This window comes from Bradyrhizobium sp. UFLA06-24 (genome assembly GCF_054967145.1).
The window spans coordinates 1-22832 of sequence record NZ_JADFUE010000046.1 but is presented as its reverse complement, the minus strand read 5'-3'; the positions used below and the strand labels follow the sequence as shown (position 1 = coordinate 22832).

At 60.4% G+C, this 22832-nt stretch carries 13 protein-coding genes and 3 pseudogenes; 8 read left to right on the top strand and 8 right to left on the bottom strand.

The window, feature by feature from the left end; genetic code table 11:
* Positions 1 to 6: 6 nt before the first annotated feature.
* From IF809_RS28150 to IF809_RS28135, 4 genes are all read right to left on the bottom strand, one after another.
* The gene (locus IF809_RS28150) at positions 7 to 1611 is read right to left on the bottom strand and encodes a Gldg family protein (RefSeq protein ID WP_462839152.1); all 1605 of its coding nucleotides are present in this window, start codon (positions 1609 to 1611) and stop codon (positions 7 to 9) included.
* Complete coding sequence (locus tag IF809_RS28145) at positions 1608 to 2309, bottom strand: ABC transporter permease (protein ID WP_462839151.1); 702 nt, start codon at positions 2307 to 2309, stop codon at positions 1608 to 1610. The genes IF809_RS28150 and IF809_RS28145 overlap by 4 nt, the downstream gene beginning before the upstream one ends.
* Positions 2306 to 3244, bottom strand: a complete 939-nt coding sequence (locus IF809_RS28140; protein ID WP_462839150.1) for an ABC transporter ATP-binding protein — start codon at positions 3242 to 3244, stop codon at positions 2306 to 2308. Before IF809_RS28140 ends, IF809_RS28145 begins: the two co-directional genes overlap by 4 nt.
* A gap of 108 nt (positions 3245 to 3352) precedes the next feature.
* Entirely contained in the window at positions 3353 to 4312 is a 960-nt protein-coding gene (locus IF809_RS28135) for an N-acyl homoserine lactonase family protein (protein WP_453982587.1), read from the bottom strand.
* Between the two features lie 390 nt (positions 4313 to 4702).
* Here IF809_RS28135 and IF809_RS28130 point away from each other — a divergent pair, with 390 nt between their 5' ends.
* From IF809_RS28130 to IF809_RS28110, 5 genes are read left to right on the top strand one after another with little or no spacing between them, the layout of a single operon-like run.
* Positions 4703 to 5938: an ABC transporter substrate-binding protein gene (locus IF809_RS28130; protein ID WP_453996273.1), complete on the top strand. Its 1236-nt coding sequence runs from the start codon at positions 4703 to 4705 to the stop codon at positions 5936 to 5938.
* A gap of 6 nt (positions 5939 to 5944) precedes the next feature.
* On the top strand, positions 5945 to 6844 hold the full coding sequence (locus IF809_RS28125) for a branched-chain amino acid ABC transporter permease (RefSeq protein WP_462839149.1): 900 nt from the start codon (positions 5945 to 5947) through the stop codon (positions 6842 to 6844).
* Entirely contained in the window at positions 6841 to 7800 is a 960-nt protein-coding gene (locus tag IF809_RS28120; protein WP_462839148.1) for a branched-chain amino acid ABC transporter permease, read from the top strand. The genes IF809_RS28125 and IF809_RS28120 overlap by 4 nt, the downstream gene beginning before the upstream one ends.
* Positions 7797 to 8549, top strand: a complete 753-nt coding sequence (locus IF809_RS28115) for an ABC transporter ATP-binding protein (RefSeq protein ID WP_462839147.1) — start codon at positions 7797 to 7799, stop codon at positions 8547 to 8549. Before IF809_RS28120 ends, IF809_RS28115 begins: the two co-directional genes overlap by 4 nt.
* Positions 8546 to 9256: an ABC transporter ATP-binding protein gene (locus IF809_RS28110; RefSeq protein ID WP_462839146.1), complete on the top strand. Its 711-nt coding sequence runs from the start codon at positions 8546 to 8548 to the stop codon at positions 9254 to 9256. Before IF809_RS28115 ends, IF809_RS28110 begins: the two co-directional genes overlap by 4 nt.
* Before the next feature lie 280 nt (positions 9257 to 9536).
* Here IF809_RS28110 and IF809_RS28105 read toward each other — a convergent pair whose 3' ends face one another.
* A complete protein-coding gene (locus tag IF809_RS28105; protein WP_462839172.1) occupies positions 9537 to 9719 on the bottom strand; it encodes a hypothetical protein in 183 nt (60 codons plus the stop codon).
* Here IF809_RS28105 and IF809_RS28100 point away from each other — a divergent pair.
* Positions 9637 to 11242, top strand: a pseudogene (locus IF809_RS28100) (long-chain-fatty-acid--CoA ligase). The gene IF809_RS28105 and the pseudogene IF809_RS28100 sit on opposite strands and share 83 nt — an antisense overlap.
* Positions 11243 to 11878: 636 nt before the next feature.
* Here the strand turns inward: IF809_RS28100 and IF809_RS28095 are convergent.
* Positions 11879 to 12106: a hypothetical protein gene (locus IF809_RS28095; protein WP_462839145.1), complete on the bottom strand. Its 228-nt coding sequence runs from the start codon at positions 12104 to 12106 to the stop codon at positions 11879 to 11881.
* Between the two features lie 1760 nt (positions 12107 to 13866).
* Here IF809_RS28095 and IF809_RS28090 point away from each other — a divergent pair.
* Positions 13867 to 13971, top strand: a pseudogene (locus tag IF809_RS28090) (PEP-CTERM sorting domain-containing protein); the annotation flags it as partial.
* Between the two features lie 983 nt (positions 13972 to 14954).
* On the opposite strand, the gene IF809_RS28085 reads toward IF809_RS28090, so the two are convergent.
* Both IF809_RS28085 and IF809_RS28080 read right to left on the bottom strand, forming a co-directional pair.
* Positions 14955 to 18026, bottom strand: a complete 3072-nt coding sequence (locus tag IF809_RS28085; RefSeq protein ID WP_462839144.1) for an EAL domain-containing protein — start codon at positions 18024 to 18026, stop codon at positions 14955 to 14957.
* 251 nt (positions 18027 to 18277) lie between these two features.
* Positions 18278 to 18682 (bottom strand): annotated as a pseudogene (locus IF809_RS28080) (hypothetical protein).
* Between the two features lie 2386 nt (positions 18683 to 21068).
* Between IF809_RS28080 and IF809_RS28075 the strand changes: the two are divergent.
* On the top strand, positions 21069 to 22289 hold the full coding sequence (locus tag IF809_RS28075; protein ID WP_462839143.1) for an ABC transporter substrate-binding protein: 1221 nt from the start codon (positions 21069 to 21071) through the stop codon (positions 22287 to 22289).
* Positions 22290 to 22832: the final 543 nt, after the last annotated feature.

The window sequence follows — 22832 nt, the reverse complement described above, 5'->3', positions numbered from 1 at the left end:
CCGCCCTCACCGCCGCCTCCACCACATCAGCATTCCGAACAGCGCGGTGCTCAGCGGCAACAGGACCTCCAGCACAATGAAACTGTCGCGCATCTGGCGGCTCGTCATCACGATCTCCGGCAGCTTTAGCAGCTGTGGTGGCACGCTCGGGCTTGCATCATCCTCGGCGAGCCAGCGCAGCATTGACAGCGAGAGCTCGCCGTTAGAGACGTAAGGAAAGTATTCGTTGCTAGCAAACTTGCTGGTGCCGGCGACCACAAGGCGGAAATGTTTATCGTCGGCTGCGCCGGGCCAGGTACCCTCGAGAGCCACGGCGAGCGTTTGCGCGGCGCGGTTAGCACTCGGCGCTTCGCCGCCTGCCACGGCGACCGTTGCCTGGGGGGATTTCAGATAGCTGTCCTGGCTGCTCGCCGCCAGCACGACGACAGCGACGCCTGACGGAGGCTGCCCCACCGAGATTGGCCGCGCGTGCGGGAATATAGTCAACGCGAGGCGCTTCGTGATCGGATGGGAAGGATAATAAGGAACCGCTACTTTGTCCGAATCGGTACGGAAATGATTTAGGGGATCGACAATGATCGCCGCCGCACTAGACAGCCCCACGGGCTTGAGCACAAGCCGCTCGAAATCGCCGGATATCTCCGACAGCGGATCGAGCAGCAAGAGGAGCCGCCCGCCCCCTTTGAGGTATTTACCGAACAGCTGCACCTCGTCTGCGACGAGCGCACTGCGCGGTCCAATCTCCGCAATCACGGAGCAGTCCGGCGGTATCGCCGCGCTAGTCGCGGTAACGAGCTCGCGCATCTCGAAGCCGATCTGATTGAGCGCAAGCTCCAGCCTGTCGAGCTGCTCGGGTGCGGCCTCCAGCACGTCGCCGGCGCCGGGCGTCTCATGGCCCTTCAGCGTCTCGACATGGCTGTAATGGAAGTGTGACGGCATCGGACGGAAGGTCTCGCCGTGACCGGTAACGAAGCAGACGGTCTCGGTATGCTTGCGCAGGACGCGCAGCGCGGCGAATCCGAGCCGCGCGGGATCGATCACGTTCTCGACCAGCACCTTGCGATCCTCAGCCTGCAGCACCGCCGTGTTGTAGACGCGCACGCCGAGGTCGCGCGCCGTGCCGGGCTCCTTGTCAAGGTCGACGGCGCGAAAGGCGAACAGCGGATGGTTGCGCGCGGCAATCTGCACGAGGTCGCGAAGGCCCACCGCGTGGGGATCACCAGCGTTGTAGAAATAGGTGAGCGCGAGCGGCTCGCGCAATTGCGCGATGACGTCGGTGAGCTGGCGCGGCGGCGTGTTCGCCCCCTCTCGGCTGACGTCGAGATGTACGTCGTGGCGATAGAGCGCGACGTTGGCGCCGACCACGATGGCGACGGCGCCACAGACTATGGCCGCATTCATAGCCCACTCCGAGGTGCGCGATCCACCGCCGCGCAGCGGAAGACGGACCGCGAGCACGAACAGCGCGAGCAGCACGAGGAGACAGGCTGCGAACAGTAGGCCGTTCGACACCGTCTCGCCAAGTCCGGCAAAGCCGAGCAGGCCGGTCGCGACGGCACCGGCCACAAGCGCGGCTAGGCCGAAGTCGGTTCGGGCAAAGCGCGCCATCATCGTCGCGCCAGCGCCCGCACGGAGAGCACCAGCGTCAACAGCGTGACGCTGACGAAAAAACCGACGTCTGACAGATAGATCGACCCGACGGCGAACGGACGAAAGTGCACGGAAAGCGAGAGGTTCACCACCATCGTGTCGGCGGGACTCGGAAGCAGCCAGCCGAAATTATCGATGATCCAGAGCAGCAGGAACACGCTGAGCGTGATCAGCGCCGCGATGACCTGGTTCGACGTCAGCGCCGAGGCCAGGAGCCCGGTGCTGACCAGCGCGGAGCCGAACAACAGCAGGCCGAGATAGCCAGAGTAGATCGGGCCGAAGTCGGGATCGCCGAACCAGGCGAGCGCAGCGGCGTAGGCCGTCGAGAGCAGCAGCATGACCACAACTAGGCTCATCGCAGCGACGTATTTTGCCAAGACGATCGCGACCTCCGACACCGGGGCGGTCAGGAGAACCTCCAGCGTCTTCAGTTTCCGCTCCTCCGCGAACAGGCGCATGGTGATCAGCGGAGCGGTGAGCCCGAACAGCACGAACATCTGGAAGAAGATGTGCACCATGCTGGGCTGATGGCTAAGGAACAGCGTGAGCGTGAAGCTGTAGCCCATGATCAGGAGGAACACAGTCATCAGGACGTAGGCGATCGGCGCGGAAAGCAGCGCCGCCTCTTCTTTTTGGAGCAGCACCGCAAAACTTCTCATGCGGCCTCACCGAGGCGCTTGGTGAGATCGAGAAACACCCGCTCGAGATCGGGACGCACCTCCGTAAGCTCCGACACGGCGACATCGGCCGCCACGAGCGCCGCGATGAGATCGGCCGGAAGCGACGCGCGCCGTTCGGCACGAACGAGATAATGGCCCGTGCCGGCATCCGCATCGGGCGCTACCTCGCGCACGCCGGAGACGCCTTGGGCCGCAAGAACGATCAGAGCATAAGGGGACGATGATGACAGCCGCAGCGCCAGATGCTGCGTCATCTCCTTCAGCGCGTCTGATGTCAGCAGCCGGCCATCGAGCAGGATCATCACGCGCGAGGCGATCTTCTCTATCTCGGGCAGGATGTGCGAGGCCATCAACACGGTGTGGCGGCCGGCCAGCGACCGGATGAGATCGCGCACGGCGATCACCTGATGCGGGTCGAGCCCGCTGGTCGGCTCATCGAGCACGAGCACCTTTGGGCTCGCCAGAAGCGCCTGCGCGATCGAGACGCGCTGGCGGAAGCCGCGCGACAGTTTTCCAGCCGGCAGCGTCATCACCGCCGTCAACTCAAGCCGCTCGGCGGCTTCATCCACCGCCGCGCGCGCTCCAGCGCCGTGCAGCCCCTTGAGGCCCGCCATGAAATGCAGGAATTCGCCAACCCGCATGTGGTCGTAGAGCGGCGCATCCTCAGGCACGTAGCTGATGGCACGTCGGACGCCGAGGGAATCCGACACCACGTCGCAGCCTGCCACCTCGATCCGCCCTGAAGTCGGCACGAGGTAGCCCGTGAGCATGCGGAAAATCGTACTCTTGCCGGATCCGTTGGGCCCGAGCAGGCCGACGATTTCACCCGGCTCGATCGCAAAGGACACGTCAGCAACGGCGCGCCGCGACCCGTACCATTTCGTCACATGCTGCGCCAGAACGACCGGAGGCATGGCAATCCGAACACTTCTCTGGCGGCGGTCCGCCGACTGCACCGAACAGAATCCCGGGCATCAGGCCCGGGATGATGATGCGCGAAGACGACTGAGGTCGCTAGCTAATCACTCGTAGAATTCGGGCGAGTGCTTGTGTGCCTTGAACGTATCAGGGTCATGGGCATAGATGATGTCGGCGCCCTCGGTGTCGCGGACCCGTTTCACCCAAGCGTAGGCGTCTAGCATGCCGACCGGATCGTAGACACTGCCGATGCTCGGCAGGATGTTCTTATCGAGGTTCTCCTGCAGATAGACAGCGTCGGAGGTCAGCACCACTGTGCCGGTCTTCGGCAGCCGCACGACAAGGATCTGGCTTCCCGGCGTGTGCGAGACGCTGCGGTGGATGAAGACACTGTTGTCACCGAACAGGTCGAGGTCCCCGTCGAGTTCGATGGTCTTGTACTTGGCGGGCATGCCCCCGCCGATGCTGTTCCGCAGCATGGAGAAATCTTCCGAGATGAAAAACGTCGCGTAGCCGGGCGCCGGCCAGAACGCGTTCCTGATCTCGTCGCGCTGGAACACGAATGTCGAATCCAGGAACTTGCCGATGTTGCCGGCGTGGTCGACGTGGAAGTGGCCGAGTACGACATATTTGATGTCGGAGGGCTTGACGTTAATCTTGGAAAGCTGGGCGTCGATGGCGATGTCGGGATCGCGGCCTGGGTCGAGCGCTTTCACGAACGGTCCCCAATAATCCGGATCCTTGATGATACGATCATTGTTGCCGCAGTCGAACAGCACATCACCTTTGGGATGGCGGATCAGGAAAAAACCGACGGGAATCTGGACCTTGCCGCTGGAGCCGTTTTGAATGATGGACTTGTCAAGATTAAGCGCCCCCGAGGAGAACACGTAGAGCTTCATCTCTTTCGGCGGCTCCGCCGCCGTCGCCCCGGCGGCTGTCCAAACCAATCCTCCAAATACCAAGCCAAGGACTCGAGCACAGCGCATCAGCATGTCGTCCTCCCGGTTTTGACGTATTTTGTTTCGTCTCTTGTCTTTGTCTTTTCCGTTCCGTCTTTCCATGTCTGTCGGACGTCAGCTTCATAGCACAAAAACTGTCGGTTGTGCAGCTCCTGGCCCACCCCCACAACGAAATTGAGAGCGGTTTTGCGGCGCGGCATGAGCCGCCGCAGTCTGGTCGATTCCCCGACGGGGCTTATTTCACGCGGCGAGATATTGCCGCACCTTCGTCGTCCGCCTTCCTCGCCCTGATACTTCGGCGTAAGCGATCCAGCCGCTGTCGATCATGGCCATCGCTCCACGTAACCGTCGCAATGTCGCGGCGCGACCCGCCACTCGCAAATGTCGGTTGATCACACAGCTGTGGCCGATCTACAGTGGGCCTCCTGAACAGAAAGAGCCGGTTGTTTTCAAGACCGGCCAAAAGAACAGGTTCATGGGAGGTGCGGTTCGATGAGCGCAGTCATCACGCGTCGCATTGTACTGGCGGGTGGTACCGCCAGCCTGCTGGCCGCTCCCTGGGTGGCCAGGGCCCAGAGCAACACCTTACGGATTGGAATGCAAAGCATCCTGTCCGGGCCGATCGCACTGCTCGGCACCTCGTCGCGTAATGCGCTGATGATGGAACAGGATCGCATCAACGCGGCCGGGGGCTTCCTCGGCCGACAGATCGAAATCGTGTACCGCGACTCAAAGGGCCAGCCGCAGGAGGCCGCCCGCATCGCGCGAGAGCTGGTGAACAGCTCGGGTTGTGAGCTCTTGATCGATGCCGAGGCATCGTCCGCCTCCTTTGCGGTCCAGGAAGTGGTGCGCAGTCTCGGCGTTCCCTGCATCCACACCAACAGCGAAACGTCCTCGCTGACTGCGGATCCCAAGATTCGTGCGCCCACCGCGTTCCGAGTCGCGCGGCAAGGCGTGCACGACGCTGTCGCCGGCAGCATTTATCTCTCCGGATACGCCAACGCCAAGAAGCTCAACAAATGGGCGACCTGTTCGCCTGACTACGCCTACGGCCGCGACACCACCGCCCAATACCTGCAATTCTTCAAGCAGTTCAAGCCGGACCTCGAGGTGATCACCGAGGCCTGGCCCAAGCTCGGGCAGCCAGACTTCACGGAAGTCATCACTAAGCTGATCCAGGCCAAGCCGCAGGCGCTGTTCACGTTGCTTTATGCCGGCGACCTCTCGGCCTTCGTGAACCAGGGCAACATCTATGCGCTGTTCTCGCAGATGGCCGTGGCGACCCCCAACGTCGATTATCCGGTGCTGGCTGCGATCAAGAACCTGCCGGCCGGCATCCAGTCGGCTACCCGCTATCTCGAAACCTTCCCGGATACGCCCGCCAACAAGGAATGGGGCCAGGCCTACTTCAAGAAGTGGAACGAGCGGCCGACCAACTGGTCGTGGCAGAACACGGTGGCAATGCAGTTCTATGAGCAGGCCATCAAGAAGGCCAATGCCCTGGACGGCAAGGCGCTGGCCGACGCGCTCACCGGCATGAAGATCAACACGCCGTTCGGCGTCGACGGCACGATCACCATGCGCGACGACCACACCACGATCGGCTATGCCATCGGCTGGGGCCAGACCATACCGAACGAGCCGTTCATTGTCGACGTGAAGGCCGCCGACTGGGGTAAGATCATCGAGCTCGAGACGGAGTGGAAGAAGCAGCAGAAGTACATCTGAGCTCAGATGGACCTCAACGCACTCGGCGCCTGCTTCGCAACATCGGCCTGTGTGGTGACCCAAACCACCAGCGGGCTGATCGTGGGCATGCTCCTGTTCCTGGTCGCCGCAGGCGTGACGCTGATCTTCGGCGTGCTGAAAGTCGTGAATTTCGCCCACGGCACCTTCTACATGCTAGGCGGTTACGTCGCCTATACGGCGCTCGGCGTAACCGGCAGCTATGCTGTTGCGGTGCTGGCGGGCGCACTGTCAATGGCGGCGTTTGGCGTTGCGTTCGAGCGTGCGCTGATTAGTCGCGTCTATGGCTCCAATGTCCTCATGCAGCTTCTGATCTGCTACGCCGTGGTGTTGATCTTCGACGATCTCGTCAAGATCATCTGGGGACCGGAATTCCACGCCATGGGTATGCCGCCGGCCTTCCAGGTGCCGCCGCTGTTCATCGCGGGTGGAGTGGTGCCCCCATTTTACGCCGTGCTGATCGGAATCGCTGCGCTGATCGCGGTCATTCTCGGCCTCGGCCTGTCGATGACGCGGCTCGGCAAGACGGTGCGCGCCGCCGCGATCAACCCGCAGATGGTGTCTGCGCTCGGCGTCAACACCACACTGCTGTTTACGATCGTCTTCGCCATCGGCGGGGGGCTCGCCGGACTCGCGGGCGCGCTCGCGGCGCCGGTGCGTTCGCTGTCGCCGGGCATGGGCTTTTCGGTCTTGATCGAGAGCTTCATTGTCACCGTAATCGGCGGTATGGGCTCGATCCCGGGCGCTCTGGTTTCAGCGCTGTTGATAGGGCTGGTCCGCGGCTTCGGCACGATCGGCTTCCCCCAGTTCACCGACGGCCTGATTTACATCGTGATGATTGCCATCCTGCTGCTCCGGCCGCAGGGCCTATTCGGTCGCCGTCTATGAAAGAGAATCGCCGCCCGGCCATGCGCGAGGCGGCGATTGCCGCACTAGCCTTGATTGTCGTGCTCGCAATCCCGTTCGTCCATCGCAGCCCTGCGTTCGAGGATTTCGTCATCCGATTGAGTGCAATGGCGCTGTTTGCGACCTCGCTCAACCTGCTGGTCGGCAACACCGGCATGGTCTCATTCGGCCATGGCCTGTTCTATGGGCTGGGCGCCTACGCTTTCGCCTTGATGATGCAGATGACGGAGCTCTCGCTGCCCGTCGCGGCCGTGCTCGCGGTGCTGTTCACGGCCGTAGCCGCGCTCTGCGTCGGCGCGATCTGCGTCCGCCTCAACACGGACTATTTCGCCTTCATCACCCTGGCGTTTCAGATGCTGATCTACAGTGTCATCATCTCCTGGCAGAGCCTCACCGGCGGCGACCAGGGCCTGCGCGGCGGCCTGCCGCGACGCGAGATCTTCGGCTTCGAGCTCGCCTCGCAGCTTCATCTTTACCAGTTCTGCGCGGTCGTCGCGGTAATTGGCTTGCTGGCGCTGCGCCACATTTCCGCAAGCCCCTTTGGCCAAACGCTGCGCATGATCCGAGACAACGAGAGCCGCACGAGCTTTCTTGGCGTGGTGCTGTGGCGCGCCCGGCTGTGGGCATTCACCATCGCCGGCAGCTTCGCAGGGCTCGGCGGCGTATTGGCCGCACTGTTCGTCTCGGGCGCCTATCCGGAACTCGCCGATTGGCCGAATTCTGGTCAAGCGATCTTTGCCGTCATGCTGGGCGGCATCAACAGCTTCCTCGGACCTTTGCTCGGTGCGGCGATCCTGCTTGCGCTGAATGACCTGCTGGCCCGCACCACCGAGTATCAGGGCCTGGTGCTGGGAATCGTGGTCCTCATCTTCGCCGTTGGTTTGCGCCGCGGCGTGCTGGATTTTCTCCGACGTGCATGGCCGAGCAGCTTACGATGAAACTTGAGGTCAGACATCTCACTAAGACGTTCGGTGGCGTGCGAGCGATTGACGATGTGTCGCTGGCCTTTCCTTCAGGCTCGCTTTCGGCGGTGATCGGACCGAACGGCGCCGGCAAGAGCACCTTTTTCAACCTGATCAGCGGCGCATTCGCCCCCGATAGCGGGGAGGTGCTGCTCGATGGCGAGGACGTCGTCCGTCGCTCAAAGGCTGAGCGCATGCAACTTGGCATCGGGCGGGCGTTTCAGGTGGCGAGCTGCTTTCCGAGCATGACAGTGGCGGAAAACTTAATGGCCGCCGTTACCGCCCATCTCGGTCAGTGGGGCAATCTCGCCCGCCGCTTTCCGCTGCCCGGCGCGCGAGAGCGCGCTCGAGAGGTGATGGAGTTGGTAGGTCTGAGCCACATAGCCAATGTCGAGGCCGCCATCCTTTCCCACGGCGACCAGAAGCTACTCGATATCGCCATTGCGCTTGCGCTCGAACCGAAGGTGCTCCTGCTCGATGAGCCGACGGCCGGCATGGGCCCCGACGAGCGCTGGGGCATGATCGAGCGGGTCCGAGGCTTATGGGACCAGCAGAAGCTGACGCTGGTGTTCATCGAGCACGATATGGACATCGTCTTCCGGGTCGCGAGCACCATTCGCGTGCTGTGCTACGGCCGCGTTCTAGCGGAGGGCACGCCGGACGAGATCCGCAACAACCAGGCGGTGATCGACGCGTATCTCGGCAAGGAGGAACATGACCCATGACGGAGCTCCTGCGCGCCGAAGGATTGAGCGCCTTTTACGGTCCCAGCCGGATACTGTTCGATGTCAACCTCGTGCTCCAAGAGAAGCGCACGCTGGCGCTACTCGGCCGCAATGGCGCGGGCAAGAGCACGACCATGAAGACGCTTGCCGGGATCGTGCCGGCCAGGAGCGGCCGCATCATCTTCGCCGGCCGAGACATCACCCGCATGCCGCCGCATGCGCGCGCTAGGCTCGGTCTCGCCTATGTGCCCGAGGATCGCCAAGTGTTCCCCGAGCACAGCGTGGAAGACAATCTCCTAATTGCAGCCAAGAGCGGTCCCGATGGACGGCGCGGCTGGACGCTGCCGCGCATTTGGGACACCTTCCCGCTGCTCGAAAATCTTCGCGCCCGCGAGGCAGGCCGCCTGTCCGGCGGCGAGCAACAGTTGCTGGTGATCGCGCGGGCTCTGATGGGCAATCCCTTGGTTCTCTTGCTCGATGAGCCAAGCGAAGGCCTTGCTCCCATGGTGGTCGCCACCATCAGCAGGATGCTACGCGAACTGGGAGCAAGCGGCGCTACCATCCTGCTTGCTGAACAGAACATGCATTTTTGCCTGCGAATTGCAGAGGAGGCCGTAGTCATCGATAAAGGCAAAGTGGTGCACCAACAGGACACGGTCGGTCTCGCCAGGAATGAGGATATCCGCCGGCGTTATCTTGCCATGTAGCGGTCGTGTTTGGGGACCGGCAAAAATCGCACGACGCCTGCTACTCCTCGGCGAGGCCCGACATCCCTGCTCTTCGGCAGCCGCACTCTCGAGTCACCTGATACGTGGAGCGGCACTTTGGTGCAGAGTGACGATCCTTCGCGGCTGCCTGGCCCCGTAATAATCAACCTTTTCGGACTGAGTGGTTGTGCTAAGCTCGTTCTTGTTACCCCTGGGCCGCTGCGAACGATTGTGAGGAGCGATCCGCACCTAATCGTCGCGGCACAGACCGGGGAGCCAACTATTTCACCTGATTCTCTTTTGTGTCCGCATGGGCGCGGACATACGCCGCCGGCCCCACGTGCCCGTGGATTTTAGAGGATGCCTTAATGTTCGGCTTGATGATGAAAACCCCGCTGCTGCTGTCGTCGATCCTGACGCATGCAGCGCGATCATTCGGCGACGTCGAGATCATCTCGCGCACCCCCGACCATCCCGATCATGTTACTAACTATGCGGGCTTGCTTGGCCGGAGCTCACAGCTCGCCAACGCCCTGAGCGCGACCAGGATCAAGGAAGGCGACCGTGTCGCAACGCTTGCCTGGAACGGCTACCGGCACCTTGAACTGTATTACGGGATTTCCGGGATGGGCGCCGTCTGCCACACCGTTCGTCGAGCAGATCGTATACATCATCAATCATGCCGAAGACCGGATGGTGTTCTTCGATCTTGCCTTCGTGGATCTCGTGAAAACCTTGATGCCGAAATGTCCGAGCGTCGAGAAGTGGATTTACCTGGGCGGCCCCGCCGGTGCCAAGTCCATGGGCGCCGCCGGCTTTCCGGCTTACGAGGACATGTTGGCCGGTCAGCCTGAAACATACGAATGGCCCCAGCTCGACGAGAATACCGCCTCAGGGCTCTGCTATACGTCGGGTACGACCGGGAATCCCAAGGGGGTTCTCTATACTCACCGGAGCGCGGTGCTGCATTCGTTTGCAGCGGCACTTCCCGATGCCTGCCGCATCTCGCTGAACGACACCGTGGCCTTCATCTCGCCGATGTTCCACGCAATGTCCTGGGGCATGCCCTACTGCGCACCCGCCATGGGATCGAAGCTCGTGACGCCCGGGCAGAAAGTCGATGGCGAAAGCCTTCACCGGCTGTTCGAAGTGCACGGCGTCACGTTTGCCAACGGCGTTCCCACGGTCTGGCTGGGGTATGCCCAATATCTGCAGAGCACCGGCCAAAGACCTACAAGCCTCAACCGGGTGCTGATCGGCGGCACCGCGTGCCCGCGCTCGCTCATGCAGACGCTGCAGGACGATTATGGCATCGAGGTGCTCCACGTCTGGGGGATGACCGAGACCAGCCCTGTGGCGATGATATCGAAGACGCTGCCCAAGCACAAAGCCTTATCCCCTGGCGAACGCCGCGACAGGCTGGTCAAACAGGGACGCGCCGTGTTTGGCGTCGAGATCGGGATTCGCGACGGCGACAACAACGAGCTCCCCCATGATGGAAAGGCGTTCGGCGACCTCGTCATTCGCGGGCCCTGGATTGCACAGTCCTACTATAAAATGCCGGACAGCGAGCGCCCCGACGGATGGTTCTTCACGGGCGACGTCGCGACTATCGACGAGGAAGGCTATATGCAGATCACCGACCGTTCCAAGGACGTGATCAAGTCCGGCGGAGAGTGGATCAGCTCAATCGAGCTCGAGAATCTCGCAATGGCGCACCCGGACATTGCCGAAGCGGCAGTCATCGGCGTGTCCCATCCGAAATGGGACGAGCGTCCAATCGTGATCGCAGTGCGGCGCAAAGGCTCGCAGCTCACGCGTAGTGAGCTTCTTGCGTTTTACGAGGGCAAGATCGCAAAATGGTGGATGCCGGACGACGTGCTGTTCGTCGAGGAGCTGCCGCACGGCGCGACTGGCAAGCTGCTCAAGACGAAACTGCGCGAACTTTACGGTAACCACGCTCTGCCGACTATTGAGCGTACGTAAACGGCTTGAGACTGCCGAACCGCGCCAGGAGGACCTGCTTCTGCGTAACTTCGCAGTCGACATCGCTGCCGCTTCGGTCCCCCCTAGCAGCTTACCGGTCCTGTTGACGAAGTGCACTCCCACGCATCGGGGACATCACACCGACACGTGGACGTTGCCCTGCGCTGCCGCCGACCCGTCATCGTCCAGCCGATGGTGGACGTTCGCGCACATTTGAAAATGATCTCGCGCTGCATGGCCGCATCATGCGCTTCGCCACCACCGGGAGAAATTGCGGTTGATTACCTTCCGTCTTCCGAAGGGCCGCCGTGCGATGGCTCAAGGAGCCGCTTTGCCCGCGGCCCAGAAAATAATTCGACCGCTTGGCGCGCATCCTCGGCGTTGCGCGCGCCGCCGTCACGCCTTGTCGAGCACCGCGCCCATCTCCGCGCAGGCAAACCGCCATGCGTCCGGACTGAGCAGCGGGAGCAGCGTCGAGCGCAGGCCGCCGGCCGTCCGCGCCAGCATCGGCGCGGTGCCTGACCGGTTCGTGGTGCCTTTGACCGAAATTATTTGGCATAGACGGACGCCGGCTTGCGCATGAGGTCGAGTTCCTGCGGCGAATAGAGCGCCTCGCGAGCTGCGAGCCGCTTTCGTTCAAAAACTCATGTCGCCGCTGTGAGAGTGCCTGCGCCTCGAGCTCGGCTTTCCCTCGCCGGCCTGCGTCGCTTTGAGCTTTTGCGCGAGCGGGACCGACAAGGCGCCGGCGCCTTTGCCCGACGTGCCGAACAGGGCGTTGACGATATCGTTCGGCCAGCCCTCGCCCGCCGCGATCTTGCGCAGCAGCCAGGCGACGGGCCCCTTTTCAGGTTCGGCCGTGACCAAGGAGCGCAACCGATCGGCATACGCGGCTCTCAACCTTGATGCCAGTGCGACGCTGCCCTCGCGAGCACCCCGCGGCTTAGCAACCATCAATGGCTTTACCGAACTGTGCCACGGCGCCAAGGATCTGGCGGACCAAGTCAGCGGTGGGCGCGTCGTCGAGGGAAGAGTCGAGCTTGTGGGCAGCGATCAGGTCATGCCGTCGGCTTGGAGACGCTGGAAGCCACTCTCCTGGATGATCAGGTTGCGGGCGAAGCGGGTGGCCGTCTCCACGATGATGGTCCGGACACCGTCGCCGGCAATTGCTTTAATGCCGCAAACACCTTCACCTCGTCACCCAGCTCTGCGTAACTGAACCTCAGCCGCCACGTGCAATTTAGGTGAGGAATTTCTACGGAATATTGACACAGAATTACTGCGGCCTCATACTCCCTCCAATTTAAATTGATTTTAACGAATGTTAAACGAGGGGATGAAGGGGCGGCGAAAGTTTAAATGGCCCTCGCGGAGCGCCGCTCGATCTCATTGCAAAATAAGGGGTCGACAAAATGAAGTTAGGTTTCATTAACAAGGCAAGCCGCGCGAATTTTTCTCCAACAGCTTTGACAGCGTTTCTGCTTGCGAGTACGTGCTGCGGCCCAGCCGTTGCTGATCCGATCACCATCACCGACCCGTACGTTCAATGGTATAATATCGGACCGAACAATATGTTTTTTCGGTCTGGCGAACTTATTCGCTACGGAGCGACCAGCGTGGTACCCAATGGCGTAACGGGCGGCACGACTGGTACTGCCACCGTCAACACCACCGGCGGTACGACGCTACACTTGGGGATGATCGGCCAAACCAGTCCGGCAACGCCGAATTTCTTCACTGGACTATTTAATATTGCAACTATAAATCCTGCTACTCTCGTCAACCCGTTCACGCTTCACTTTGCCAACGGTACAGATAGAGCGACTGTTCAGCAGACGTTGGCAGGTTCGGGCGAGATTCCGTTCGTGCAGAGCGTAACCCTTTCGGGCACAGCCCAAGCTCCAACGTTCAGCTGGACTCCCCCGCCGGGAACGACCGTCGACGGATATAGGATCAACATTTATCAGAACAATCTGGAGACCTTTAATTCGAACCATCAGGTAATCGATTTTGGCCAAGTGACCTCTCGGAACGTTGGACCTAACGTCACCTCTTACACCGTGACCGCTGCGGATTTCATCCACGGAGTCGCTCTCGCTGCCAACACGCAGTACACAATCGAAATAAGTGCGCTTCAAACCAGGGACGGCTCCACAACCGTGTTGAACAACAGCAATGTGGCCGCAATGTCTCGCGTCTATTCGAATTTTGAGATCTTGCCTAACTCAGTTGGCCCGATCAACCTTCCGACCACCACTGTTCAGAATGGTCAGGTAACGTACGGGTTTAACCTGACGGTTGCTCCGGGAGTAACGTACAATATCGACCCCCAGAGCGCGATCGGTTACATTTTTCAAACCGGCCTTGGTAATCCAAATTTTGCCAGCGTAACGCTGCCGACAGGGAACTTAGGTCTATACGAGCTCCTTCTGTGGAACGGCACCAATTGGGTGTTTGATACGAATCTTGCTGGCGGTCAGTTGTTTAACTTTGGCGGCAGCGGCGTCAATGAGTTTGAAGTGCTCGGCATCAATCCCGGTGTCGATCCGAACAATCCAGTTGCCTTTGTCACTTCGCTAACTTTTACAGGCGCCGGGAATTTTACAGGCACGATGACGCCAATCACCGGTGCTGTTCCGGAACCGTCCACGTGGGCGATGATGATCCTTGGCTTCGTCGGCCTTGGCTTCATGGGATATCGGCGAAGGACCGCAGTTCTAGCCGCAGCCTGATCACAGCCCATAATCGGAGACCGCCTTCGGGCGGTCTTTTCTTGTTGCGCCGCAGATCGACTCAACCACTCAACCGATGCGGGAGGGGCGTAATAAAGTGTGGCAATAATCCCTTGTCAGGCGTCACCAGATAAAATCTGACACCCACCACCGCGTCCATGCGCATGAGGGACGGCGATGAAGGCGAACAGGATTGCCCGGAATGCCGCGGCAGCAACAATTTCGTGCGCGGCGAGTGTCCGCATTGCGAGGGCCTTGGCAAGGTCTACGTCAAGCCAGAGCCGAACGCACCGAGTGGTGGCAACGCCGAAGCAGGCCGCGATCGGAAATGAAGCCGAAGCAGATCGCGAATCTTGAGCCACTCAAGATTTACGCGCACGCGGCGGGCCTCGATAAACGGTATGATATGTTGATCCGGTCCGAAGCGCCGCAGCCTGGGGCGCGGGCGGATGAAAGGCTCATCAGTATTGTTGCGCATCCGGCAATGGTTTTGTCAGTATTCGCAAGCGATCTGTATCTCAGACGTTGCTTTGCATCGAGACCGGCCTCGTCCCGAACACCCATGACTTGAAGAGCCTCTTTGCAGGCACCGCGTGCAGTCTCGTCGACAGCACGGCAATACGGCATATCGCGCTCGCTCGTGTTGATTTGGCGACGATCGTTTGGGAGGCGGACGAGCGAAGAACCTCAGGCGGCCTTTGTGCCGGCGATGCTGATGCCGGACCAACCGTCGGCGCCGTCAATAGCTTCAGCGCCGCCAGTGTGGATCGGCGCGGCTTTCGACCCGATCGGGCCCCCACATTGACCGCGCTTGATATGAGAAGCGCTTGGATTCATTTCAAATTGGGGTCGTGAGCCGGGGTGAATGTTGGAACCCGAAAGGGGTCAATATTCGGAGCCGCGACACACGCCCACGCGCCTGCCAGGAGACACACGGAGTGCGAGCAGCCGGCGTTGCTATACCGGTCTGCCGCCTGCGACACCTAGGAAGCTTCTCGCATAGGTGATTCAAGGGCTGCGGGCTGGTCGGCTGCCGCAAGCCGCCGTGGACGTCCGATGAGGTAGCCCTGCAATTCGTCGCAGCCCTCCTGTAGCAGTAGGGACATCTGGGCATCGGTCTCGATCCCCTCCGCGAGCACCGGCACGCCGAGCCCGTGGGCAAGGCCGATCACGGCCCGCACGATGGCAAGCGACCGCTCGCTTTGGCCCAGCGCCATCACGAACGACCGATCGATTTTGATCCGGTCCAGGGGGAAGGCCTCCAGGTACGACAGCGAAGAATATCCAGTTCCGAAGTCGTCCAGAGCGATGTGAACGCCAAGCGCCTTGAGCGACTGCATTGTCCTCTTGGCGCGCTTGATGTCCTCGATCAGCACGCCCTCCGTGATTTCGAGTTCGAGTCGCGAGGCCGGCAGCCCGCTCTCTCGAAGCGCCTTGCGCACATGCGCATCGAGGTTCTCTCGGCGGAACTGCGCGGCCGAGACGTTGACGGCCACCCTGAGAGGCTGGTCCCAGGAAGTCGCTTCCCTGCAGGCTTCCATCAGCACCCAGTCGTCGATCTGCGCGATCGCCCCGCTCTGCTCCGCCACCGGAATGAACTCTCCGGGCGGAACGATGCCGCGAACCGGATGGCGCCAGCGTACCAGCGCCTCGTAGGCTTTCAGCGTGCCATCGCGGTGCTGCTGCGGTTGATATTCCAGAAAGAGTTCGTCCCGCTCGACGGCGACACGCAGATCGTGCTCCAGCGCGCGGCGGTCCCGCAACTGCTGGTCCATGGCGCTCGTGAACAGGCGGATGGCCCCTCTGCCCTCGTGCTTCGCACGATAGAGGGCGGCATCGGCGTTGGCGAGCAGCGAGACCGGGTCCTCGGCATCTCGCGGATAGAGCGCGACACCCACGCACAAATCGATCTGCAGCGCGTGTCCGTCGACCTCGATGGCCCTTTCGAACTGGACACGCATGCGCGTGGCCAGCAGTTCTGCCGCCGCGGGCAAGGGCTGTTGATCGATGATGGCGATGAATTCGTCGCCGCCGACCCGCGCGACGTATGCCCCTTGTGCGGCTTCCTCGAGGCGTCTTGAGGTCTCGCGCAGCACGGCATCCCCGATGGCGTGGCCGAACAGGTCGTTGATCTCCTTGAAATGATCGAGATCGATGCAGAGCACGGCGAATGGGGCACCCGTGATCTGCGCGCGTTCGATCGCAGATTCCAGGTGCCGATCGAGCGCCGTCCTGTTGGGCAATTCCGTCAGAGCGTCGTGGGAGGCCAGATAGCTGATCTTTTCTTGCGTCCGATTCCTGTCCGTCACGTCGAAGGCGACGCAAACGTGCGCCGGCCGGTCGGCGTAGACGAGCGGTCGGCACTCGATCACCACGTGGATCACCTCGCCGCTGGACGTGATGTGGAGTTCGCAGTCACGCGCCTCGGCATCGGGTTGACGCCCGCACTCGAGCTGCGGCTCGGACATGTCCAGAAGAGCTTCTCGCGGATAGCCATAGTGGCGGCACATCGCGCCGTTCACGGCGATCAGTCGCCGCGTATTCGCTTCCGCAACCCACATCGGAAGCGGATTCTCCTCCAAGAGCAGTCGAAAGGACGCTTCGCGGCGCTTCAGATCGGTGATGTCGATCCGGACGCCGATGCTCCCGCCGTCTTCGGTGCGCCGTTCCTCGACCCGAACCCATCGATCGCCGGGCAGATGCTGCTCGTGGGAGTGTTGGGGAAGTGCATGCCGGGCCAGCCGCTCGGTGAGCCACTCCTCCTCCCGGCCTATGGCATCGGGATACTGCCCCGCGTCCAAGCCGGCCCGGATGATCCTTTCGAACGGCATACCGGCGGTAAGCGCGCTGCGGCTGACAGCATAGAGCTCCGCGTACCGCCGATTCCAAAGAACCAGCCGATCGTCCTTATCGAAGATGGCGAGCGCCTCGGGAACGACGTCGAGCGCCTCGGTGAGGTGGGTGTGAGCGGCTCTCGCGCTTGCTTCCGCCTGCTCCGCAGCTATCTTTGCGTCCGCAAGCGCCGTCTCGGTGCGGTGCCGCTCCGTGATGTCCTCGTGAGTGGCCACCCACCCCTTGCCCGGCATGGGCCGATGCCGGATGCGCACCATGCGCCCATTGTTCAGTTCGACCGTGGTGTCCGAACCTTCGGCGATCACGGGAGAACTGTTGCGCCAGACCAGATAGTCCTGCTTGGACATCTTGGGTGCGCTGCCTACGGCATATCGGAGATCGACGATGTCGTTCAGTTTCATGCCCGGCCGGACGAGCTCGGGGTCGAGATCGTAGACCTCGAGATACTGCCGGTTGCATACGATCAGCCGCTGGTCCTCGTCGAAGAAGCAGAGTCCCTGGGACATGTTGTTGAGCGCTCTGTCGAAGCGTTCCGCCACGGCTGTTGCGGTCTGCTCCGCGACGCGTGCTCGCTCGCCTTCCTGGGTCAATCGGCTGTGCGTCTCGACCAATTGGACGAAGGAGCGGAAGTTGGTGCTGATCATCCGTCCGAGCAGGACGAGCAGCAGCAGCAGATTGACCCCGAGCGAGATCATCATTCCATCCCCGGAGAGCAGCAGCGCGGTTGCGATCGGAGGACCCGCGATCACCATGGTCAGCAGGGAGGCCGGCGGAAAACTGCCGAGGCAATACGCCGTGCCGACGCAGCCCATGAACACAAGCAGTGCCACCGGGGCGCGAAGGCCGGGATCCACGCCCCCGAACAGCGCGAGAATCCAGAGCACGAAGCCCGTGTTGAGGACGATCGCGACGAGGCGGGTTCTGACCAATTGGCGGTAGGCGTCCTCGGGAGTGAATTCGGCGCCGTCCAGGCGGACCCACTGCACCAACCGCACCAGGCAAATCGCGAGAAGTCCGGCCGGGACCGCAAACCGAAGCCAAGGCGAAACACTAGCGGGCAGCACCAGTCCGACGCTGATGCTGTCGATCAGCAGGACCGCGTAGAGAACCGGCACCTGCTTCCGCAGCACGCGGAATTGCTCCACGAGCAGCGAACGACCGAGCGGATCGGTCGTGCTGCCCACAGAGAAGGTGGCGCGCATTCGCGAGAGTATGTCCATCGAAGAAACCCCCAGCCGATCAACAAGCTAGAGGCCGAGTGTCGAACGACACGTAAAAGTGGTGAAGCCTTCGGCCGCGAGGTGATGGTTTGGTGACTCAAGGCTTAACGCTCGCGAACGCTGCCCCCCTTTCAAGGTGTCGGTCGGGCTTTTCTACGGCCCACATCTGCCATGTCTGGCGACCGCTGGCGCGCGGCGGAGCAGGAGGTCATCCTGAGCGTCCTCTATAGAATTCAGGATGCGGTCGCCCGGACCCGCTCGCGAGCCGCCCGGCGGCGTTGGCGGCGTTCACTTCGGCGCATAGCTCGGTCAGGCGGCTGTCGCAGCGGGGGCGCCGACGTGCGCGGCTACTCGACAGGGCTCGGGGCGATCCGTTCTTGAACGGCGGGGCGCGCCTCCCTGAATTCCAATAAGGCCCGTCCCTTGTCGGTAATCTTCCAGCCGCCCTGTCCGCGCTCGACGAGACCTTGCGAGAAGATGTCGAGATCCGGAACCCGCGCGGCAAATCGCTTCGTGCGTTCGGCCCAATCGCGCCCGCTGGTCGCCAGGATCGCCATGTCGCGCTTCAGATCGTCCATGGCGGCGAAGCCGTCGGGGTAGGCCACCAAAATCTTCAGCACCGTAACCTGGAAATTCATGCAAGGCCCCCGCGCCACGCCGTAGGGAGCCGATCTGAAGAGCCAGCTTAGACTTCGGATTGGTCATGAAAAGGTTGCGGTTGAAAGAGCCCTTGATCTTGCGCTTCCTTCCCGGTGAAGGCAACCGAGGATCGCGGGCATAGCCGGCTGATCAGCCGGTGCCAAGCCATTTGAAAAGGAAAAGACGAGCATGAGGTACGTTCTGCTGTTGATTGGGATGCTGGGATTCGCGGCACCCGTTTTTGCTTCGAGCCCGACCTTCGCCTGCGGCAGCTCCAGCTGCAACAAGGGCGGAGATTAGAAGCGAGCGCAAGATTCTAGTTTCATCACCTTGCAGCCGCCGTACTCGGCCGGCTCCCGCTGGGAGAGTTGGCCCGTGAATCGACTAAAAAGAGCTTGGACGCGGCGAAATCGTTCTGCTCTCAGCCGGAATAGTTTAATAGTTTTACCGGAATGGTCGTTCTAGTCTGCGGCTGCTGGTTCGGGGGTGCCGCTCTTGCAGAAATGTATCAAGGCCCAGTCCTAGGGAGGCTGAGCCCTGTTCCTGTTAGCCGCACCGACTTTTCGGGCGCACAGTTCACGCACCCGGAGCTTCGTGCTCTCAACGAGCGCATCGCCTGGCGCAAAAAGGTCGGCCAGAGGGGCACAACTGATCAAAGCCTCATCCGAGCAGCAGACCCGCTAAAACCGGTCGGACCGTATGGTTATGAGACAGCCGAACGATATTCTAGCGGCACCAAGATACTTCGCCGACGGGGAAGCCGATTCTTTGCCTCGTGCTCTGACGAGGAAATGATTGGGCCACGCTGATCAGAAGCTGCGGGACATCTTTGCCCGCCTTGAGCGCTGCTGGATAGGAATATGTCGGGTCACTCCACTAGGTGCAGCCTATTTGTGTTCGTCGGTCTCGCCGTCTTGACGATCCTTTGCGCTGCGGTTCGCCTCAGAGGCAGGTAACGATCCTTCCCAAATCGAAGCCTTACCTTGTGATCGTGAATGCGGGCTCTTGTCTCCTCTGAGATCTGAACCACCGCCACGATAATGCGTTTTCGTGGCATAGATCGGTTTCACGTGGCAGCTCGACTTTTGATGCGAGATATGATCCTCACTTCCACCTTGCAACCGCTGGACCTGGGGCAGTTCGCGCTGAAATATCGGGCTCAGCTCGAACATTGCGGGACCTTTCAGATGGTTTCATGAAAGTGCGGTACGTAAGTGCAAGGGACAAATACGACGACTGCCATCTTTGCTATGAGACGTGCGAAGGCACTCCCCTGCCACCATTCTTTGCTCGTCCCGATTTCCAACACGATCTATTCGTTCTCAGAGCGCCAAGATATGTAATGGGTGCTTCACTTTACGTTGAGCAATCCCGCGCCCACCCATCTACCCGTTGGAAACATACGTCGTATAAGAACGGAGCCAGAGACCCCGTAGGAGCGTAGCTCATTGAACCGTTCAAAATTCCGTCTGACGATCCGTCCTAAGATCAACTCTGAAGACGCTCCCGCAGTAATCACTGCTAGTGTCGAGGGTTAGAAACTCACCCGCTTGAGACGTCCATGTCGCGGGCGACCTCGAAGACCCCTAGGCCATCGCAGCGCATGCACTGCATAAAAATCGCAAGCTGAAGCTAATCAGTGGCCAGGCATGATGCCGGTTTTTGAATTCCCCAAATCCTGGACCGCATTGTTCATTGTACTATCGTTGACAAAGCCACTGGCAGCCGATGACGAGCCAGAACTTGTCTGCCCGTTTGAAGGATTGCCGAGCCGACTTCCTGTCGTTCCATGACTTAGGGCGTTGCTCGTGTTGGGCCCTGGCGATCCGCCGGTGCCATTCACCGTGCCGCTGCTCGACATCGATCCGGCCGCAGTACCACCTGAACCGGCTCCTCCGCTAGATGAAGCACCGCCGCTCGAGCTTCCGCCCCCGCTGCTTTGAGCGTAGACGAAGGTGCTGACTGCGCTTAACACCAATGCGAACAGTCCAAGCCGAACTCTCATGGTGGGACCCTCCTTGCGTTACGACAAATGCGAGGGCTCGTCGCGGTTCCAAAGAGAGGCTCATGCGCCGCCCTCTAGCTGACCTGAGCAGCGAATGGACAAACCAGCGATCAAACCACCAATTGCCTCCACCCCAATCGATCGAATTGGAGAGGTTCGGAAACGCTGGTGGCGCTTGGACGGGCGCTCTAGTTGTTAGTTGCCGCTCATGCGTTAAGCCAGCCCGTGATGCATGAACCCCGAAAGCAGGTCAGTCGCATTGACGTAGATGGAGCTTTCAATACCGCTGATCTCGACATCTAGCTGCGGACAGTACTATCTTGCCGGCATAGCGCATTCTTGGGGTACAGATACTTCACACATTGCGTCGGGAGAACCGCATGTCCTTCGCAGTTCGATCTGTCCTTTTTGCATTTTGTATTTCTCTCAGTTTCGGTGGCAGCGTCGCACATGCTCAAAAGAAGTACGATCCTGGCGCAAGTGATAACGAGATCAAAATCGGCAACATTGTGCCCTATAGCGGACCAGCATCGGCGTTTGGCGTATATGGCCGGACCGAAGCGGCGTACTTCAAGAAAGTCAACGCCGAGGGCGGCATCAACGGCCGCAAGATAAATTTCATCTCCTACGACGACGCTTACAATCCAGCCAAAACGGTTGAGCAGGCCCGCAAACTTGTAGAAAGCGACGAGGTACTGCTGATCTTCAGCGCTCTTGGTACGGCCACGAACAGCGCAATTCAGCAATATATGAATTCTAGAAAAGCACCTCAGCTGTTTGTTGCGACTAATGCAACCAAATGGAATGATCCAAAGAGATTCCCTTGGACGATGGGTTTCGGAGTTAGCTATCAAGCCGAAGCACGCATCTACGCCTCCTACATCTTGAAGAACTATCCCGGCAAAACCATAGGTGTGCTCTATCAAAATGATGACTACGGCAAGGACTATCTCACCGGTTTGCACGACGGACTTGGCGAGCAGGCTCACTCTTTAATCAAAGCTGAGGTGTCGTACGACATCTCGGCCCCAACGGTAGAGTCGCAGGTCGTACGGATCAGGGACGCCAACCCTGACATATTCATCAACTTTACTACTCCGAAATTTTCGGCGCAGGCGATCCGAAAGATCGGTGAGCTGAAATGGAATCCGATCCACATTCTTCCCAGTGTCTCAAACTCGATCGGCGCAGTCTTAAAGCCAGCAGGACTTGAATACAGTCAGGGCATACTGTCCGCTGCGGCCACCAAAGACGTCGACGATCCGGAATTGAAGGATGATCCGGGCGTGAGGGAGTGGCGAAGCTTTATGACTCAATGGTATCCAGACGGCGACCAAGACGACAGCTTCACTAGAAGCGGCTTTATGCTGGCGAAAGGCCTCGAGCAGACGCTCCGTCAATGCGGTGACGATCTCACACGTGAGAACGTAATGCGTCAGGCCGCAAACCTCGATTTTGAGGTTGGTCTTCTTATTCCCGGCATTCGCATCAAGACCAGTCCCACTGATTTTGCACCGATCAAGCAGCTACAAATGATGCGATTTACCGGGCATCGATGGGAACGGTTCGGACCTATCCTCAGCGGAGACAAGGTCTCATGAGACAAGGCGGCGGCTTAATAGTTTAATCCGCCAGCCTCGTTGCAAAGGTGGCTGCCGTTGCCTGCTTACCGTAATACTCCTGAATGATTTCGACCGACGTGCCCATGTTGCGAGCGACCTCGAACACCCCACTCCATTCCGCAGCGCATTCACGGCGTAGAAGTGTCGCAAGCTGTACACCGTATACTTCTCGCCAAAGGTGCTTCGTTCGATTCCAGCATCTCGGACCGCTACGTTTGAGTTGGTCAACGAGGGTGTTTATCTTTGATCCGTCTGGCATGGCGAATAGTATACCTGCGGGATCTTCGGCCCGTCGTTTTGTCGAGAGTTTGTCTAACCGCTTGACGGCAACCGACCTAACGATCGCATCCCGCTCGCCTGATTTTCCTCGCACCACGAAGCGATAGTTGTTGCGGCCTTTCTCAATTTGAAAGGATGAACATCTCGCACCTTGAGCTTGTTTGCTTGTAAGCGTGGCGCCGAGGCCCTTTGGATTGTTTGTGCGGAGTCATGAGAGCACCGTTAGAAGAGTCATCTTCTGGA

Bases quoted from the DNA above. Each gene is read 5' to 3' on its own strand.
- IF809_RS28150 (WP_462839152.1), bottom strand. From the start codon at position 1,611: ATGATGGCGCGCTTTGCCCGAACCGACTTCGGCCTAGCCGCGCTTGTG.
- IF809_RS28145 (WP_462839151.1), bottom strand. From the start codon at position 2,309: ATGAGAAGTTTTGCGGTGCTGCTCCAAAAAGAAGAGGCGGCGCTGCTT.
- IF809_RS28140 (WP_462839150.1), bottom strand. From the start codon at position 3,244: ATGCCTCCGGTCGTTCTGGCGCAGCATGTGACGAAATGGTACGGGTCG.
- IF809_RS28135 (WP_453982587.1), bottom strand. From the start codon at position 4,312: ATGGAAAGACGGAACGGAAAAGACAAAGACAAGAGACGAAACAAAATA.
- IF809_RS28130 (WP_453996273.1), top strand. From the start codon at position 4,703: ATGAGCGCAGTCATCACGCGTCGCATTGTACTGGCGGGTGGTACCGCC.
- IF809_RS28125 (WP_462839149.1), top strand. From the start codon at position 5,945: ATGGACCTCAACGCACTCGGCGCCTGCTTCGCAACATCGGCCTGTGTG.
- IF809_RS28120 (WP_462839148.1), top strand. From the start codon at position 6,841: ATGAAAGAGAATCGCCGCCCGGCCATGCGCGAGGCGGCGATTGCCGCA.
- IF809_RS28115 (WP_462839147.1), top strand. From the start codon at position 7,797: ATGAAACTTGAGGTCAGACATCTCACTAAGACGTTCGGTGGCGTGCGA.
- IF809_RS28110 (WP_462839146.1), top strand. From the start codon at position 8,546: ATGACGGAGCTCCTGCGCGCCGAAGGATTGAGCGCCTTTTACGGTCCC.
- IF809_RS28085 (WP_462839144.1), bottom strand. From the start codon at position 18,026: ATGCGCGCCACCTTCTCTGTGGGCAGCACGACCGATCCGCTCGGTCGT.
- IF809_RS28075 (WP_462839143.1), top strand. From the start codon at position 21,069: ATGTCCTTCGCAGTTCGATCTGTCCTTTTTGCATTTTGTATTTCTCTC.